This window comes from Rhodococcus sp. NPDC057014, from assembly GCF_042673295.1.
Taxonomy (GTDB): Bacteria; Actinomycetota; Actinomycetes; order Mycobacteriales; family Mycobacteriaceae; genus Rhodococcus_F.
In genome coordinates, this window is record NZ_JBHUSF010000218.1 from 1 (window position 1) to 15,285 (window position 15,285).

Annotated in this window: 17 protein-coding genes; 10 read left to right on the forward strand and 7 right to left on the reverse strand. The window is 67.0% G+C overall.

Features of this window, described 5'->3' with window-relative positions:
• Positions 1-27: 27 nt before the first annotated feature.
• The 3 genes from ACFTZB_RS31240 (at position 28) to ACFTZB_RS31250 (ending at position 4,386) form a co-directional block, all read left to right on the forward strand.
• On the forward strand, positions 28-924 hold the full coding sequence (locus ACFTZB_RS31240) for a 3-hydroxybutyryl-CoA dehydrogenase (protein WP_378437425.1): 897 nt from the start codon (positions 28-30) through the stop codon (positions 922-924).
• 44 nt (positions 925-968) lie between these two features.
• Positions 969-3,263: a 5-methyltetrahydropteroyltriglutamate--homocysteine S-methyltransferase gene (gene metE / locus ACFTZB_RS31245; RefSeq protein ID WP_378437427.1), complete on the forward strand. Its 2,295-nt coding sequence runs from the start codon at positions 969-971 to the stop codon at positions 3,261-3,263.
• An 82-nt stretch (positions 3,264-3,345) separates the two neighbouring features.
• Positions 3,346-4,386 (forward strand): NAD(P)-dependent alcohol dehydrogenase, encoded by a 1,041-nt coding sequence (locus tag ACFTZB_RS31250; RefSeq protein ID WP_378437429.1) that lies wholly within the window; start codon positions 3,346-3,348, stop codon positions 4,384-4,386.
• 1 nt (position 4,387) lies between these two features.
• Here ACFTZB_RS31250 and ACFTZB_RS31255 read toward each other — a convergent pair whose 3' ends face one another.
• Together ACFTZB_RS31255 and ACFTZB_RS31260 are read right to left on the reverse strand one after the other, a co-directional pair.
• Entirely contained in the window at positions 4,388-5,185 is a 798-nt protein-coding gene (locus ACFTZB_RS31255) for an RNA polymerase sigma factor SigF (protein ID WP_072939636.1), read from the reverse strand.
• Complete coding sequence (locus tag ACFTZB_RS31260) at positions 5,182-5,616, reverse strand: ATP-binding protein (RefSeq protein WP_378437432.1); 435 nt, start codon at positions 5,614-5,616, stop codon at positions 5,182-5,184. The genes ACFTZB_RS31255 and ACFTZB_RS31260 overlap by 4 nt, the downstream gene beginning before the upstream one ends.
• Positions 5,617-5,841: 225 nt before the next feature.
• On the opposite strand from ACFTZB_RS31260, the gene ACFTZB_RS31265 reads away from it, so the two are divergent.
• Both ACFTZB_RS31265 and ACFTZB_RS31270 read left to right on the forward strand, forming a co-directional pair.
• Complete coding sequence (locus tag ACFTZB_RS31265; RefSeq protein WP_378437433.1) at positions 5,842-6,594, forward strand: GAF and ANTAR domain-containing protein; 753 nt, start codon at positions 5,842-5,844, stop codon at positions 6,592-6,594.
• A 358-nt stretch (positions 6,595-6,952) separates the two neighbouring features.
• Positions 6,953-7,261 carry an STAS domain-containing protein gene (locus ACFTZB_RS31270; protein WP_241032615.1) on the forward strand — a complete coding sequence of 103 codons (309 nt, stop codon included), beginning with the start codon at positions 6,953-6,955 and terminating at the stop codon, positions 7,259-7,261.
• A gap of 30 nt (positions 7,262-7,291) precedes the next feature.
• Here ACFTZB_RS31270 and ACFTZB_RS31275 read toward each other — a convergent pair whose 3' ends face one another.
• The 3 genes from ACFTZB_RS31275 to ACFTZB_RS31285 form a co-directional block, all read right to left on the reverse strand.
• Positions 7,292-8,494, reverse strand: a complete 1,203-nt coding sequence (locus ACFTZB_RS31275) for a glycosyltransferase (RefSeq protein WP_378437436.1) — start codon at positions 8,492-8,494, stop codon at positions 7,292-7,294.
• 186 nt (positions 8,495-8,680) lie between these two features.
• Positions 8,681-8,836 (reverse strand): DUF6131 family protein, encoded by a 156-nt coding sequence (locus ACFTZB_RS31280; RefSeq protein WP_095862504.1) that lies wholly within the window; start codon positions 8,834-8,836, stop codon positions 8,681-8,683.
• 16 nt (positions 8,837-8,852) lie between these two features.
• The gene (locus ACFTZB_RS31285; protein WP_378437438.1) at positions 8,853-9,410 is read right to left on the reverse strand and encodes a DUF2231 domain-containing protein; all 558 of its coding nucleotides are present in this window, start codon (positions 9,408-9,410) and stop codon (positions 8,853-8,855) included.
• A gap of 105 nt (positions 9,411-9,515) precedes the next feature.
• Between ACFTZB_RS31285 and ACFTZB_RS31290 the strand changes: the two genes are divergently transcribed.
• Both ACFTZB_RS31290 and ACFTZB_RS31295 read left to right on the forward strand, forming a co-directional pair.
• Complete coding sequence (locus ACFTZB_RS31290; protein WP_025433155.1) at positions 9,516-9,737, forward strand: hypothetical protein; 222 nt, start codon at positions 9,516-9,518, stop codon at positions 9,735-9,737.
• A gap of 144 nt (positions 9,738-9,881) precedes the next feature.
• Positions 9,882-11,357 (forward strand): flavin-containing monooxygenase, encoded by a 1,476-nt coding sequence (locus ACFTZB_RS31295; RefSeq protein WP_378437441.1) that lies wholly within the window; start codon positions 9,882-9,884, stop codon positions 11,355-11,357.
• Here the strand turns inward: ACFTZB_RS31295 and ACFTZB_RS31300 are convergent.
• Together ACFTZB_RS31300 and ACFTZB_RS31305 are read right to left on the reverse strand one after the other, a co-directional pair.
• Positions 11,344-11,649 carry a DUF4873 domain-containing protein gene (locus tag ACFTZB_RS31300; RefSeq protein ID WP_378437443.1) on the reverse strand — a complete coding sequence of 102 codons (306 nt, stop codon included), beginning with the start codon at positions 11,647-11,649 and terminating at the stop codon, positions 11,344-11,346. The genes ACFTZB_RS31295 and ACFTZB_RS31300 overlap by 14 nt on opposite strands.
• Positions 11,650-11,698: 49 nt before the next feature.
• On the reverse strand, positions 11,699-12,394 hold the full coding sequence (locus ACFTZB_RS31305) for a TetR/AcrR family transcriptional regulator (protein ID WP_378437449.1): 696 nt from the start codon (positions 12,392-12,394) through the stop codon (positions 11,699-11,701).
• A gap of 190 nt (positions 12,395-12,584) precedes the next feature.
• Between ACFTZB_RS31305 and ACFTZB_RS31310 the strand changes: the two genes are divergently transcribed.
• The 3 genes from ACFTZB_RS31310 to tadA all read left to right on the forward strand — a co-directional run bounded on the left by ACFTZB_RS31310 (position 12,585) and on the right by tadA (position 15,283).
• Positions 12,585-13,856, forward strand: a complete 1,272-nt coding sequence (locus tag ACFTZB_RS31310) for a DUF445 domain-containing protein (protein WP_378437445.1) — start codon at positions 12,585-12,587, stop codon at positions 13,854-13,856.
• Positions 13,857-13,959: 103 nt separating this feature from the next.
• Positions 13,960-14,466, forward strand: coding sequence for a helix-turn-helix domain-containing protein (locus tag ACFTZB_RS31315; protein WP_012689029.1), 507 nt, complete (start codon positions 13,960-13,962; stop codon positions 14,464-14,466).
• On the forward strand, positions 14,459-15,283 hold the full coding sequence (tadA, locus tag ACFTZB_RS31320) for a major lipid droplet protein TadA (RefSeq protein WP_378437447.1): 825 nt from the start codon (positions 14,459-14,461) through the stop codon (positions 15,281-15,283). The genes ACFTZB_RS31315 and tadA overlap by 8 nt, the downstream gene beginning before the upstream one ends.
• Positions 15,284-15,285 lie beyond the last annotated feature (2 nt).

Genomic DNA, 15,285 nt, shown 5'->3' on the forward strand with positions numbered 1-15,285 from the left:
GACTCCACTAGACGAAAAGGAGCTGACGTGACCAGCGAAAAGATTCAGCGCGTCGGCGTGATCGGCGCCGGGATCATGGGCGCCGGAATCGCAGAGGTGTGCGCTCGCGCGCACGTCGACGTTCTGGTGTTCGAGCAGACCCGTGAACTTGCGGCGGCGGGGCGTTCGCGCATCCTGCGTTCGCTCGATCGCGGAGTGAGCAGCGGCAAGATCACCGAGCGGGAACGGGAGCAGGCCGCCTGGCGGCTGCGGTTCACCTCCGACCTCGGTGATTTCGCGGACCGGCAGCTCGTCGTGGAGGCCGTCGTCGAGGACGAGAAGGTGAAGAGCGAGATCTTCGCCGAACTCGACCAGGTCGTGACGGATCCGAACGCCGTGCTGGCGTCCAACACGTCGTCGATCCCGATCATGAAGCTGGGCATCGCCACGACGGCCCCGGAGCGGGTCATCGGGATGCACTTCTTCAACCCCGTTCCGGTGCTTCCCCTCGTCGAGCTGGTGACCACGCTCAAGACGAGCAAGTCGGTGTCCGAGCGGGCCGAGGCTTTCGCGAGTGACGTGCTGGGCAAGCAGGTCGTCCGGTCCGCGGACCGTTCCGGGTTCGTCGTCAACGCCCTCCTGGTGCCGTACCTGCTGTCCGCGATCCGCATGGTGGAGTCCGGGTTCGCCACGAAGGAAGACATCGACAAGGCAACCGTTCTCGGCCTCGCGCACCCGATGGGTCCGCTCGCGCTGACCGACCTGGTGGGCCTGGACACGGTGAAGTCCATCGCCGACTCCATGTACGAAGAGTTCAAGGAGCCCCTGTACTCGGCTCCGCCGCTGCTGCTCCGCATGGTCGAGGCCGGGTTGGTCGGCAAGAAGTCCGGTGCGGGCTTCTACGAGTACGGCGACAACGCCCGTGCCGGCAAGAAGGCCAGCTAGCAGGTAGGTAGGTGACTGCACCTGTGCCCAGAAAGGTCGACCGCATGTCCAGCACCGCAGCATACGGATCCAGCATCCTGGGGTATCCCCGCATCGGACCTCGCCGCGAACTCAAGCGTGCCCTCGAGTCCTACTGGCACGGCACGGGAACGAAGGACGAACTCGTCGCCGTCGCCCGCGATCTCCAGGAGGAGACGTGGAGTGAGCTCGCCGCGACCGGGTTGACCCAGGTCCCGGGCAACACGTTCTCCTACTACGACCACGTACTCGACAACGCGCTGCTGTTCGGTGCGGTGCCCGAGCGGTTCGCGCCGCTCGAGAGCCAGCTCGATCCGCTGGACTTCTATTTCACCCTGGCACGGGGCAGGCCGGACTTCCCGCCGCTCGAGCTGGTGCGGTTCTTCGGCACCAACTACCACTACCGTCAGCCCGAACTGGACGAGAACACCGAGTTCTCGCTGCGGTCCGAGACCCTGCTGGACGAGTTCGAGCGGGCGAAGGCCCGCGGGATCGAACTGCGCCCCGTCGTGTTGGGACCCGTGTCGCTGCTCCTGCTGTCGAAGGTCGGTCCGACGTCGAAGCGGCACGGCTTCTCGACCCTGGATCTGCTGGACGAGCTGCTGCCGGAGTACGAGCTGCTGTTCGAGCAGCTGGCGAAGGCCGGCGCCACGTGTGTCCAGCTGGACGAGCCGTCGTTCACCGAGGACCGCACGCCGGAGGAGCTGGCTGCGCTGGCCCGGGTATACGAGAAGTTGTCGCACGCGCCGCTGCGTCCCCGCATCCTCGTCACCGGACCGTACGGACATCTCGGGGAGGCCCTCGCCGTCCTCGCCTCCACGAAGGTCGAAGCGATCGGTCTCGATCTCGTCAGTCATCGGCTCAGTGCCGACGAGCTGGCGCGGATCCCGGGGATGAAGCGCAAGCGCATCTACGCCGGCGTCGTCGACGGCCGGAACGTGTGGCGGGTCGACCGGTACAACACGCTGACGTACCTGAACACGCTGAAGGACGTCGTGCCCGATCTCGTGGTCTCGACGTCGACGTCGTTGCTGCACGTGCCGTACGACGTGCTGTCCGAGTACGACATCCCGGGCGACGTCGCGGACCGGCTCGCGTTCGCGAAGCAGAAGGTCGGCGAGGTGGTCTCGCTGGCCAAGGCTCTGACGGAGGGACCGTCCGACAAGTGGCGCAAGCGCCCCACGTCGGTGCACTTCAAGCTCAAGCACGCGGTGCGCGCACGGGTCAACGCGATCAGGCCGGACGACCGCATCCGCGCCCCGTACGAGGAGCGGCGGGTCGCGCAGCAGGAGCGACTGAACCTGCCGCTCGTTCCGGCGACGACGCTGGGTTCGTTCCCGCAGACGAACGAGATCCGGATTGCCCGGTACGAGCTGGGGCAGGGGCGCCTGGAGTGGGACGAGTACTACAAGCGGATCCAGGCGGAGATCGAAAGCACGATCCGGTTGCAGGAGGACATCGGTCTCGACGTCCTCGTGCACGGTGAGCACGAGCGCAACGACATGGTGCAGTACTTCGCGGAGCTTCTCGAGGGGTATGCCTTCACGCACAACGGCTGGGTGCAGGCTTACGGCTCGCGGTGTACACGTCCCCCGATCCTCTACGGGGACGTGTCGCGGCCGAAGCCGATGACCGTCGAGTGGATCGCGTACGCGCAGTCGCTGACGGACAAGCCGGTCAAGGGCATGCTGACGGGTCCGGTGACGATGATCGCGCGGTCGTTCGTCCGCCAGGATCAGCCGCTGTACGAGACGGCCGACCAGTTGGCGCTGGTGATCCGTGACGAGATCGCCGACCTGGAGGCGGCGGGAATTGCGATCATCCAGGTCGACGAGCCGGCCATCCGGGAACTGCTGCCGTTGCGCGAGAACGGCCGCGAGGCGTATCTCGAGTGGGCGGTCGACGCGTTCCGTCTCGCGACGGGTGCGGCGAAACCGGAGACGCAGATCCACACGCACCTCACGTACACGAGCCGGGCGTCGGTGGTCGACGCCATCGAACGGCTCGATGCGGACGTGACGGCGATCGTGGCGACGCGTTCCATCACGTGGGTGCTCGATGCCATCAAGGAGCGGGCGCTGACCCACGGGGTGGGTCCGGGTGTGTACGAGAGCCGGTCGGCCCGGATTCCGGACATCGACGAGTTGGACGAACTGCTCACGGAGGCGAGCGAGTCGGTCTCACTGGAACGGCTGTGGGCCAACCCGGACGGCGGGCTGAAGACTCGCCACTACTGGCAGCTCGAGCCCTCGCTGCGCAACCTGGTGGCGGCCGCGAAGCGCCTGCGCAGGCGGTCCGAGAAGGAAGAATCCGAGGACTGATTCCTCCGGCGTGTTCGGGGTCACCGCGGCAGCGGCGGCCCCGAACGTGCGTTCGGTCGCGCAAACATGTAGGCATGTACGCATGGTTACCGCAGCCGCATATGCAGTCACGTCCGCCGACAGCCGTTTCGAGAAGACCACCCTGCAGCGCCGCGAACTCGGACCGCTCGACGTGCTGATCGAGATCAAGTTCGCCGGCATCTGCCACTCCGACATCCACACCGCCCGCAACGAATGGGGCAGCACCCGGTACCCGGTCGTGCCCGGTCACGAGATCGCGGGCGTGGTGAGCGCGGTCGGGTCCGACGTCACGAAGCACCGGGTCGGCGACCGCGTCGGGGTCGGGTGCTTCGTCGACTCCTGCGGCGAATGCGACGCCTGCCGGGCCAACGAGGAGCAGTACTGCTTCAACCGGGTGACCGGGACGTACAACGCCGAGGGGCGCGACGGCGAGCGGACGCAGGGCGGCTACTCGACGCACATCGTGGTGACGGAACACTTCGTCCTGTCCATCCCCGACGGCCTGGAACTGGACGTCGCGGCGCCGCTGCTCTGCGCGGGCATCACGTTGTACTCACCGCTCGCGCACTGGGGCGCCGGACCGGGCAAGAAGGTCGCCGTCATCGGGATGGGCGGTCTCGGGCACGTCGGCGTGAAGATCGCGCACGCGATGGGCGCCGACGTCACCGTGCTCAGCCAGTCGCTCGGCAAGAAGGACGACGGCCTGAAATTCGGCGCCGACCACTACTACGCCACCTCGGATCCGGGCACGTTCGCGCAGTTGCGCGGACGGTTCGACCTCATCGTCAACACCGTGTCGGTGAATCTCGACATCGACGCGTACCTGTCGATGCTCGCGATCAGCGGCACCCTCGTCGAACTGGGGTTGCCGGAGAAGCCGATCGAGGTGCGCGCGTTCAGCCTCGCCGCGAACCGCCGCAGCCTGGCCGGTTCGATGGTGGGCGGCATCGCTCAGACGCAGGAGATGCTCGACTTCTGCGCCGAACACGGAATCGGCGCCGAGATCGAGGTGATCTCGGCGGACCAGATCGACGGCGCCTACGACCGCGTCGTCGGCAGCGACGTGCGGTACCGATTCGTGATCGACACGGCAACGATCTGACCTACGCGTCGCCGAGTTGATCTCGCAGCGACGCCAGGGTCTTCGCGAGCAGGCGGGACACGTGCATCTGCGAGATGCCGACGCGGTCGGCGATCTGGGTCTGGGTCATGTTGCCGAAGAACCGCAGCATGAGGACGGTCCGCTCCCGTTCGGGCAGTGACTGGAGCAGGGGGCGCAGGGTCTCGTGGTTCTCGACGTCGTCCATCGCGGCGTCGTAGTCGCCGAGTGTCTCCACCATGGACAACTCGCCCGCCCGGTCCGACGACGTGTTGTCTACGGAGACGGTCTGGTAGGCGTTGCCCGCGAGCAGTCCCTGCGCCACCTCCTCCTGTTCGAGGTCCAGGTGCTCGGCGAGTTCGGAGACGGTGGGGGCGTGGCCGAGGCTCTGCGACAGTTCGGCGACCGCCTGACTGAGCGCGAGGTGCAGTTCCTTCATCCGGCGGGGAACCCGGACGGCCCACCCGGTGTCGCGGAAATGCCGCCGGACCTCGCCCATGATGGTGGGAACGGCGAAGGACACGAAGTCCGAGCCGCGCTCCACGTCGAACCGGTCCACGGAGTTGACCAGGCCGAGGCGCGCGACCTGCACCAGATCGTCGTGCGCCTCGCCGCGGCCGTCGAAGCGGCGGGCGATGTGCTCGGCCAGTGGCAGGCAGCGAGTCACGACGGCGTCGCGCAGTCTGCTGCGCCGCGGGTCGTCCTCGTCGAGGGCTGCCATCTGTTGAAACAGTGCTGTGACGTCCTGATACTCGTCCGGCCAACGGGCCGTGTGCCCCCCACTGTGAGTATGGGACGTCACAGACTCAGGCCGTTCTTCACCTTGGTGAATTCCATGGTGGTGACGAAACCCGCGGTGGAAGCGTCGCGCTCCTGTTTCAGGTCGAGCGAATCGGTGAGGGCGTTGAGGACGTGCCAGGCGAACGAGCGTTCGCCGAGGGAGTCGACCGAGGTGGTGGTGCTCGACACGTCGACGCGCAGGGTGCCGTCGAGGAATTGCAGGCGGCACACCAGAAGTGCATCCGGTGTCGCGCGGACGATCAGCTGGGTACAGATCTCGTCCATGGCCAGTTTGATGTCGGCGATGGAGTCGAGGTCGAAGTCTTCGTGGATGGCAACGGTGGCTGCCAGGGCGCGCAGTACGGAGAGCTGATCGGGCGTTGCTCGCACGCGCAGTTCGACGACGGGATGTGTGTGATCCTGGTCGGGTTCGATTGTCTTGGCGATGGCCATGAGACCTCCGGGTCGGGCGTACCGTGCTGTCGGCGAGTGGTGGGTCGGCTCGCGCTGCTGAGAAGTCAGGGTAGCGATCCGGCGACACCGCAGGTGGAATACCGCAGAACAGGACCGATCAAACCAGTCCGATCAGTACGTTTGCGCGGGTAGTGTTGGCGGCACGATCAGCGTTCCTGAGGCCCTCGGCAGGGTCGTGACGGTCACGGGAGACGAGTGAGTGGGATGCCTGACGAGATTCACCTGCACACGTTGAGTGACGTCGATGCCGACGCGGTCACCGTCTCGCTCGACTCCGTGCTCGAATTGCTCGAGCCCGAGGACGAGTTCGAGGTCGTGCTGGACACGGTGTGCCGCAGGATCGTGTCGACGTTCGCGGGTGCGGCGATGGCCGGGGTCACCGTTCTCGGGGCGACCGGACCGGTGACGGCGGCAGCGACCTCGGACGACGTCGTGGCGCTCGAGGAGTTGCAGTACCGCTTCGGTGAGGGCCCCGCGCTCGACGCCATTCGCTCCCGCGAACCAGTGCGCGCCGACCGTGCCGCCGCGTACGAGAAGTGGCCGGCGTATGCCGCGAGTTCCGAACCGGTAGGCGTTCACAGTTATCTGTCCGTTCCGCTGCCCGGCCCGGAGCAGTCGGCGGCACTGAATCTGTACGGACTGTTGCCGCACGCCTTCCACCGGATGGACGAGTCGGTGCTCGAGTTGCACGTCGAGGCGGCATCGGTCGCGGTGCGCAACGCCCGACGGTACGGCGAGGCGAGAAATCTGATCGAGCAGCTTCGGATCGCACTTCGTTCCCGTTCCGTCATCGACCAGGCCAAGGGAATCGTGATGGCGTTGCGGGGTCTCGACGCCGAGACCGCATTCGACGTCCTCGTCACCCGTTCGCAGCGCGAGAACGTCAAACTTCGGGTGGTCGCAGAACGTGTCGTGGCGGCTGTTTCTGCCCGCACAACCGTGCGTAACGGTTTGTAATCGCTCACCAGGGCAAATGAGGGCCCGAGTATCTGTTATTTCCTTGTGACACATCACAGGCGGGAGTAGTCTCGAACCGAGGTTGAACACACAGCCGATGTCGGGAAGCGCTGCCGTAGCAGACAGTGTCATGTGTCCGAGGTCGGGTCTGTCTGCAAGTGCTCCGCTTCCCCTCTCAATGTTCGAGATGGGGTGAGCCATGTCTGTTGGTCAAGGGGTCCCAGAACCTGAAATGGCGTGTTCGGGCACGGAGTTCGGTACCACGTACAAGCCGAGAGTAACGCTCGCGGCCGTCGGTTCCGCTCCGACACGCTGTGCGAGCGCGGAATTCACTTCCGAGCGACTCGGTTCCGGGGTGATGCTGGTAGGGGTGCGGGGCGAGATCGACCTGTTCAGTGCACCGGGGTTCCGCGATTACGTGTGTACGCGGATCTCGCCCGAGGGGCAGTTCATCCTCGACATGTCGAAGGTGGACTTCATCGGAACCGCGGGACTGTCGGTGCTCGACACCGTCCACGCGACGAACGTCCGGGACGGGCGGACGTGGGCGATGATCTGCGGCCGGCCGGTCTACCGGCTGCTCAGGGCGGCGGGCCAGGAGTCGAGCTTCCCGTGCTTCGCGTCCGTGGACAGCGCCCTCGGGGCCTGGCACGGCCGAACGGCGTAAGCGGCCGACCGGCCGAACCGGCACCCGAGTTCAGTGGGCGCCGGTTCGACTCGTACGCGGAGGGGCCGACACACAGCGGCCGTAGGCGCGGAGGGTGTCGGTGGCGACCCGGTCCCACGAGTAGCGTGCGCGGGCGCGATCGCAGCCCGCCATGCCGTATCCCGTGCGGAGGGCGTCGTCGTCGAAGATCTGTCGCAGGGCCTCGGCCAGGCGGACCGGGTTGCGCGGGGAGATCAGGCGTCCGGTGATGCCGTCGACCACCGTGTCGCGCATGCCGCCGACGGCGGACGCGACCACCGGAGTGCCGCAGGCCATCGCCTCGAGCGGCACCATGCCGAACGGCTCGTACCACGGGGTGCACACGACGGCGTCCGCTGAGCGCAGCAGCGCGGGCATGGCGTTTCGCGGCACCCGCCCGACGATCCGTACCCGGTTGCGCACCTTCGTCTCACGGGCCAGCGTCAGCAGTCTGGACGCTTCGGGGTCGTCGGCGACGTCGTCGGCGGCCGGTCCGCCCGCGATGACGAGTTCGGTGTCGGGGAAGTGGGTGAGCGCCTCGATGGCGGTGTCGAAGCCCTTGCTCGGCGCCAGCCTGCCGACCATGACGAGGCGGTGGCGTTTGCCCTTCTCGTCGGCGCGGCCGTCGGGTGTGAACTCCTTGACGTCGACGCCGGACGGAACGACGGACGTGCGCGAGCGGGGCAGGCCGAGGTGGGAGAGTTCGAAGACCTCGTCCGTGCACGTCGCCACCACCCGGGTGGCACCGCGGGCGATCAACTGCTCCAGGTGAATTCGGTTGTGGGTGCTCGACGTGTCCGCGTGCTCGAACCGTTGCTCGACCACTCCCAGCGCGTGGAACGTCTGGACCACCGGGATGCCGAGTGTGCGGGCCGCGAGTTGCGTCGCGATCCCGGACATCCAGTAGTGGGCGTGGACGATGTCGGGCCGCTCGGCCTCCCATTCGGCCTTCAGGACGCTGCCGAATGCCCCCATCAGCGGCAGGATCTCGGCCTCCGGCAGCGGCCGTGCGGGGCCGACCGGAACGTGCACGACGGTGTACCCGCCCGCGGCCGTGACGCGCTCCGGGGCGTCCTCGCTCTCCGCCCGCGTGTAGACCGTGACGTCGTGGCCCTCCCTCGTGAGGGCCGCCGACAACTCGGCGAGATGAATGCTCTGCCCTCCGACTTCGGCGCCGTCCGACACGTCGAGGGGACTGGCGTTGGCGGAGACCATCGAAATCCGTAATCGTCTCGAGGTGCCGACGGCGGCCGTTCTCATCGGCTGCCCGCCGCACACGGGAGGTCTGGGTTCGCGATGAATGGCCGTCATGCCACGGGGATTCCCGAACTTCGGGTTTGTAAACCGACCGACTCGCATTCTGTCACGGGACGGGTGACACGAGCCGGCCGGTGTTGCGTTCTAGTACCAGCGACGCCTGCCGCCGACCGCACGCCCGGTCGCGCCGAGAATCCACAGGACCGCACCGATCACCACGAGGATGATGCCGATGGTCCAGAGCCAGTTGATGCCGGCCAGCCATCCGATCAGGAGCAAGATCAGTCCGAGCACGATCATGACGTTCCTCGATTCTTCATCCCACCGAAGTGAGGGGCGAGTCCGACTGCGGACCCTCCCGCACCTCGTCGACCCCTGCGCCCATTGCGTAGGTCAGATGCCCGCCGAGCGCGCCGCCGATGCCGATCGCGAGGAGTCCCGCGGTGCTCGTGGCGACAGCGCGTCCGTCGGTCCCGTGTCTGCGGCGAAGGTAGGACGCGAGCATGGCCACGACACCGATGGCGTTGGCCTCGGCGTGGATCAGCCCGACGCGGCGCTGAACAGTGTCCCGTTCGGCCCAGTCCGCCCAGCCGGTCATCAGTGTCGGGGGAGTGGCGAGTAGTCCCAGGGCGATCAGCCTGCGTGCGCCGACGTGATCGCGAAATGCCAGATCGAAGACGCTCGCGCCGACCCACGCCCCGATGGGAAGGCTGACGAGAACGGGGTGCACGGGATGCCCGAGCCAGGACCCGCGCAACAACGGGCCCGCGTCGGAGGAACCGAGTGCCCCCTGGATCCGCTGCTGCAGAAACCGGCTGCCGCCGTCGAGGAACCCGGCGGCCTCCGCTTTACGGAACAGGCTCTCGAGGTTCATGGCTTCCGGTTACCCACGGCGGCTCGAAGAAAACCGGTCCGCCTTGTCGTCGGTGCAGGTCGGGCGTAGCGTCGGGACCACGTTCTCGAAGGTGAGGTGAGTGCAATGAAACTCAATCTCTTCGCAGCTTGGGTCAGCTTCGCTCTGGTTCTGCTCTCGGTGGTCTGTCTGGGTGGGTTCCTCGTCGCCGCGGGATCCGGGCAGGGTGGCTGGGCGGTGATCTCCGGGTCGCTGTGCGTCGTCGCACTGGCCGGAGCGATGGCGCTGTACGGCGGAACCGTGCGCCACGACCACAGGCTGCATCACGAAACGCCGCACCTGTTCTGACTGCGGCACTTCCGGTCGGCGTCAGGATTCCGCGAGCCGCCGCTTCTCCGCGTCGATGTCGAAAGTGGCGGGCCGGTGTCGTCCAGAATCCGCATGCGTACTCTGCCATGTACAGACGGTGCCACAGGAGCGTTACATGGAGGTGTGGTCGGCGACGTGCATCAGTGCCGTGTCCTGGTGATCGGGACCGGGTTCTCCGGTCTGGGCACGGCCATCCAGCTGCGCAAGCGTGGGCGCGACGACTTCATCCTACTGGAGAAGGCGCGGGAGGTCGGCGGCACGTGGCGGGAGAACACGTACCCGGGCTGTGCGTGTGACGTGCCCTCACACCTGTACTCCTTCTCGTTCGAGCCGAACGCGGACTGGACGCAGATGTGGTCGGGGCAGGCGGAGATCTTCGACTATCTGCGCGGACTGGCCGACAAGTACGACCTGCGGCGCAACATTCATTTCGGCCGCACGATGACGGGCGGCTACTGGGACGCCGACCACTGCCGCTGGCACATCCACACCGAGTCGGGCGACGAGTACGTCGCGCAGTTCGTGGTGTCCGGGATCGGCTCCCTGCACATCCCGAACGTCCCGGATCTGCCGGGAGCCGGCACGTTCGAGGGCACCGCGTTTCATTCGGCGCGGTGGAACCACGACTACGACCTGCGGGGCAAGAAGGTCGCGGTGATCGGGACGGGCGCCAGCGCGATCCAGTTCGTTCCCGAAATCGTGGGCGACGTCGCCGAGTTGCAGTTGTATCAGCGGACGCCGCCCTGGGTGATCCCGGGCTTGAACTTCCGTATCCCGCCGAAGGTGCGGCGCCTGTTCGGCCGGGTCCCGCTGGTGCGGCGGATGGCGCGTGCCGCCGTCTACTGGACTTACGAATCGCTCGCGCTCGGGTTCAACGGGCATTTCCGCCTGATGAAGCCGATCGAGAGCGCGGCGCGGGGGAATCTGAACAGGACGGTCACCGATCCCGAACTCCGCCGCAAGCTCACCCCGTCCTATGTCATCGGTTGCAAGAGGATCCTCGGGTCGGACAGGTACTACCCGGCGCTGATCTCACCGAGGTCGGTCGTGATCACCGAGGGTATCGCGGAGGTCCGGCCGCACGGCATCGTCGCGGGGGACGGGACGGAGCGGGACGTGGACGCGATCATCTATGCCACCGGATTCCACGTCACCGACGGCTTCGAAAGCATCGCCCTCACCGGGGTCGACGGCAGGCGCCTCGCCGACGAATGGCACGAGCACGGCATCCGCACTCACCTCGGTATCACCGTCGCGGGTTACCCCAACGCGTTCTTCCTCCTCGGCCCCAACACCGGGCTCGGTCACAATTCGGTGGTGTTCATGATCGAGTCGCAGATTCGCTACGCCCTTCGGCTGATGGATCTCGTCGACCGGCGCGGGGCCGACGCTGCGGTCGTCCGGCCTGCCGTGCAGAGCAGCTTCAACGCAGACATTCAGCGGAAGCTGTCGAGGGGCGTGTGGTCCCGCGGCGGATGCGTGAGCTGGTATCTGGACTCGCACGGTGTCAATCGCGCGATCTGGCCGGGCTCGACCGTGCGTTACTGGCGGCAGACGCGGGATGTCGATCCGGCGGACTTCGAGTTCACACCCGGCTGAAGGGCGGCGGGGTCACTCCGTCAACGAGATGGCTTCCCCAGAGGTCCGTTCCGGTGATCCGGGCGATGGCCGTGCCATCCGGGCCGGTGATCCGGAGTTCCGTACCTGCGGACAGGTCTGCGTCCGCACCGAGGGCGTCCGTCAGGGTGCGGACGCGGCCGTGCCAGACGTACCGACCGCTGATGGGTTCGAAGTTTCCCGCCAGCTGGACCTGCACGGTCACCGCGGGACGGTCGCCGACGACGATGTCGGCGGGGCCGCGGTAGCCCTCTTCTTCCTCGTGTTCGTTCACACGGGCAAGTTTACCTGTGACTGCTAGTTACACAAGAATGGATCGGTGCCTAGTCTTTCGCGTCGGCAGGCGGCAGCAGCGGGTGCGGGATCGCATTGAAGCGGGCGGGCGAGCCGTTGACCGCGGCGATGCCCGTGACGCCGCCCCAGGTCATCATCGTGAGGTAGTTGATCAGGTCCTCGACCGACATCGACCGGTTGGAGATCCACCAGTGGGTGGCCAGTTGCACACCGCCGACGATGCCGTACGCCCAGGGAACTGCGCCGCCGGAGTCCATCTCCATCTGCCGCAGGCGCTCACCGAGAACGGTGGAGAGCACCTCCGCGATCATCCGCTCCGAGTCGGCGACCGTCTCGCGGCCGGGGCCGGAACCGTTGGCCATGATGTAGAGGTAGACGTCGGGATCCGACGCCACCGTCTCCACGTATGCGGTGATCGTGGCGCGGGTCAACTCGAAGTCGTCGAGGTCTCCGCCGATGGCCTCGTAGATCCGGGGGGCGAGCGTGGTCTCCACGTACCGCGCCATGGTCGCGTTCGTCAGGTCGCTCTTGTCCGCGAAATAGCGGTACAGGACGGTCTTGGAGACGCCGATCTCGGACGCGATCTCGTCCATGCCGATGTCCCGTCCACGCAGGCGGATGGCGGCGATCGTTCCGTCGACGAGTTCTTCTCGGCGCGCGATCTTGTGCTCGCGCCAGCGGCGCTTGCGCCCATCGGGCTTTGCCGCCTTGTCCAGCTTCGTCATCGACTCGGTCACCTGCTCGGGATCCTTCACGCCGTCGTTCGCCACTGACTCTCTTCACATCCGTTTCGTGTCGCGATCTCCTGTCAGCTTAGTGCGCGGGTGTTGTCGCACGGCACAACGCCGTCTGTGCGGGCGCGCGTCCCGCGGCTGGGCGACCGCCCCCGCGCCGACCTTGGGCACAATGGCGTCTGTGGATCAATTGAGCTTTTCCGCCTTCGACGACGATGCGAAGCGTCGCGATCTTCGCAAGATGAAGGCTGTCGCGACGGGCTTCCTCGTCTTCGCCACCGCGGTCTACCTCGTGTGCCGGTGGCAGGAATCGCAAGGCGCGGGGGCGTGGGTCGGCTACGTGCGGGCGGCGTCGGAGGCGGGCATGGTCGGCGCGCTGGCCGACTGGTTCGCGGTCACGGCCCTGTTCCGGCATCCGCTGGGGTTGCCGATCCCGCACACCGCGATCATCAAACGCAAGAAGGATCAGCTGGGGGCGAGTCTCAGCAGCTTCGTCGGTCAGAACTTCCTGGCCCCCGAGGTGGTGTCCGCCAAGGTGGAGGCCGCGGAGATCCCGCTCCGGCTGGGCACGTGGATGGCGCAGCCGAAGCACGCCGCGCGGGTCGCCGCCGAGACGGCGACCATCCTGCGCGGCTTCGTCGAGATCCTGCGCGACGAGGACGTGCAGCAGATCATCGACAGCACTCTGGTGCGCCGGCTGGCCGAGCCCCAGTGGGGGCCGCCGATCGGGCGGGTGCTCGGCGAACTCCTGCGCGAGAACCGGCAGCTGCCGATCCTGGATCTGCTCGCCGAGCGGGCGCATCAGTGGGCGCTCGGGAGTCAGGAGACCATCGACCGGATCGTCAGCCGCGATTCGCCCGCCTGGTCGCCCAAGTTCGTCGACGCCATGCTCGGCGAGAAGATCCACCGGGAACTCGTCGAATTCACCTGGAAGGTGCGGTCCAACCCGGAGCACGAGGTGCGGCAGGCGGCCAACCGCTTCCTCGTCGACTTCGCCGACGACCTGCAGAACGATCCCGCGACCATGGAGAAGGCCGAGAAGATCAAGGCCGAGATCATGGGACGCGAGGAGGTGACCGGCCTCGCCGCGGCGACGTGGAAGGTCGCCAAACGCCTGATCATGGAGTCCGTCGACGACCCGGACAGCACGCTGCGCACGAAGGTCGCGGAGAACGTCGTGCGATTCGGCGAGCGGCTGCGCGACGACGACGAACTGAGGACCAAGGTCGACGGGTGGGTGCTCGCAGGCACGCGCTACGTCGTCGTCCACTACACCGACGAGATCACCGCGATCATCTCCGACACCGTCGAACGCTGGGACGCCGAGGAGGCGTCCAAGAAGATCGAGCTCCAGGTGGGTCGTGATCTCCAGTTCATCCGGATCAACGGCACCGTGGTCGGTTCGATCGCGGGCCTGCTGATCTACACGTTCTCGACGTTGCTGTTCGGCTGATCTCCCGCGCGGAACGGGCCCCGCTAGCTGGGTGCTAACAGAGTGCTTGCAATTGCTAGCACCCTGCTTTAGGCTGGGTGCTGCCCAGCAACACGGAGGACTGATGGCCAGCGATGACCGCGATGCGGCCGGTGCAGGAGATCTGGCAGCTCGCGTAGTCAGCAACGCCGCTCACGACATCGGAGGTTTCATTCGTGCCCAGCGCGAAGCGGCCCAGGTGTCGATGCGGCAGTTGGCGCAGCTGGCCGGTGTCAGTAATCCGTATCTGAGTCAGATCGAACGTGGGTTGCGCAAGCCCTCGGCCGAGGTGCTTGGGCAGATAGCCAAGGGGCTCCGGGTCTCGTCGGAGGTCCTGTACGTCCAGGCGGGTTACCTCGAGCAGCGGCCCCACGGTCCCCTCCGTGACGCTCTGCTCGCGGATACGGCCATAACCGAGCGGCAGAAGCAGGTGCTGCTCGAGATCTACGAGTCGTTCTGTCGTGAGAACGAATCGGCGGAAGCGGCCGAATCCCGGACGTCCGAGCTTCGGACAGAAGAACACCAGCGTTCTGATTCCCAGACGCCGGAACCAGAACCCCCCACCGTTGAAGAGGAGAAAGCCGATGACTGACCAGAAGACCATCGACAGCGTCAAGACCTCGCTGTACGCGGCCGTAGGTGCCGGAGACGTCGTGGTGCAGGCCGTGGCCGACGTCGTCGCCCAGGTCCGCTCGCGCGCCGAGTCCACCCAGGGTGACGTCGAAGAGCGTGTCGGCGGCGCCAAGGAGCGCTTCGCCGGACTGCAGGAAGAGGTCACCGAGGGTGTCGAGAACCTTCGCGACCGCCTCGCCGGACTGCCGTCCGAGCTGCCCGAGGAGCTTGCCGAGCTGCGTGAGAAGTTCACCGCCGACGAGCTGCGCAAGGTCGCCGAGGCCTACCTGAAGGTCGCATCCGACCTGTACACGTCGCTCGCGGAGCGTGGCGAGGACACCGTCGAGCGCATCCGCAAGCAGCCGGTCGTCGAGGAGGGCATCGGCCGCGCCGAGACCGCCTTCGGTGACGCCGTCGAGCTGACCGAGGAAGCTCTCGGCACCGTTGCCCGCCAGACGCGCGCCGTGGGCGAGCAGGCCGCGAAGCTCGCGGGCCGCGCTTCGGGTCGCATCTCCGACACCGCCGAGGGACTCGGCGAGGCCATCGCCGACGCCGGCGACGAGGCTGCCCTGAAGGTTCTCGACCTGGGCGACCAGGCCGAGGAGGCGTCGAAGGGCGCTGCCGATCGCGTCACCGCCACCGCGGCCGACGTCCAGGCTCGCGCCGACCAGGCCGTCCCGGCCAAGCACGCCGCTCCCGCCAAGAAGGCCGCTCCGGCCAAGGCTGCGGCAACGCCGGCTCCCGCCAAGAAGGCCGCCGCTCCGGCCAAGAAGGCTGCTCCGGCCAAGAAGGCTTGATC

Bases quoted from the DNA above. Each gene is read 5' to 3' on its own strand.
- metE (WP_378437427.1), top strand. From the start codon at position 969: ATGTCCAGCACCGCAGCATACGGATCCAGCATCCTGGGGTATCCCCGC.
- ACFTZB_RS31250 (WP_378437429.1), top strand. From the start codon at position 3,346: ATGGTTACCGCAGCCGCATATGCAGTCACGTCCGCCGACAGCCGTTTC.
- ACFTZB_RS31260 (WP_378437432.1), bottom strand. From the start codon at position 5,616: ATGGCCATCGCCAAGACAATCGAACCCGACCAGGATCACACACATCCC.
- ACFTZB_RS31265 (WP_378437433.1), top strand. From the start codon at position 5,842: ATGCCTGACGAGATTCACCTGCACACGTTGAGTGACGTCGATGCCGAC.
- ACFTZB_RS31270 (WP_241032615.1), top strand. From the start codon at position 6,953: ATGCTGGTAGGGGTGCGGGGCGAGATCGACCTGTTCAGTGCACCGGGG.
- ACFTZB_RS31275 (WP_378437436.1), bottom strand. From the start codon at position 8,494: ATGGTCTCCGCCAACGCCAGTCCCCTCGACGTGTCGGACGGCGCCGAA.
- ACFTZB_RS31280 (WP_095862504.1), bottom strand. From the start codon at position 8,836: ATGATCGTGCTCGGACTGATCTTGCTCCTGATCGGATGGCTGGCCGGC.
- ACFTZB_RS31285 (WP_378437438.1), bottom strand. From the start codon at position 9,410: ATGAACCTCGAGAGCCTGTTCCGTAAAGCGGAGGCCGCCGGGTTCCTC.
- ACFTZB_RS31290 (WP_025433155.1), top strand. From the start codon at position 9,516: ATGAAACTCAATCTCTTCGCAGCTTGGGTCAGCTTCGCTCTGGTTCTG.
- ACFTZB_RS31305 (WP_378437449.1), bottom strand. From the start codon at position 12,394: ATGACGAAGCTGGACAAGGCGGCAAAGCCCGATGGGCGCAAGCGCCGC.
- ACFTZB_RS31315 (WP_012689029.1), top strand. From the start codon at position 13,960: ATGGCCAGCGATGACCGCGATGCGGCCGGTGCAGGAGATCTGGCAGCT.
- tadA (WP_378437447.1), top strand. From the start codon at position 14,459: ATGACTGACCAGAAGACCATCGACAGCGTCAAGACCTCGCTGTACGCG.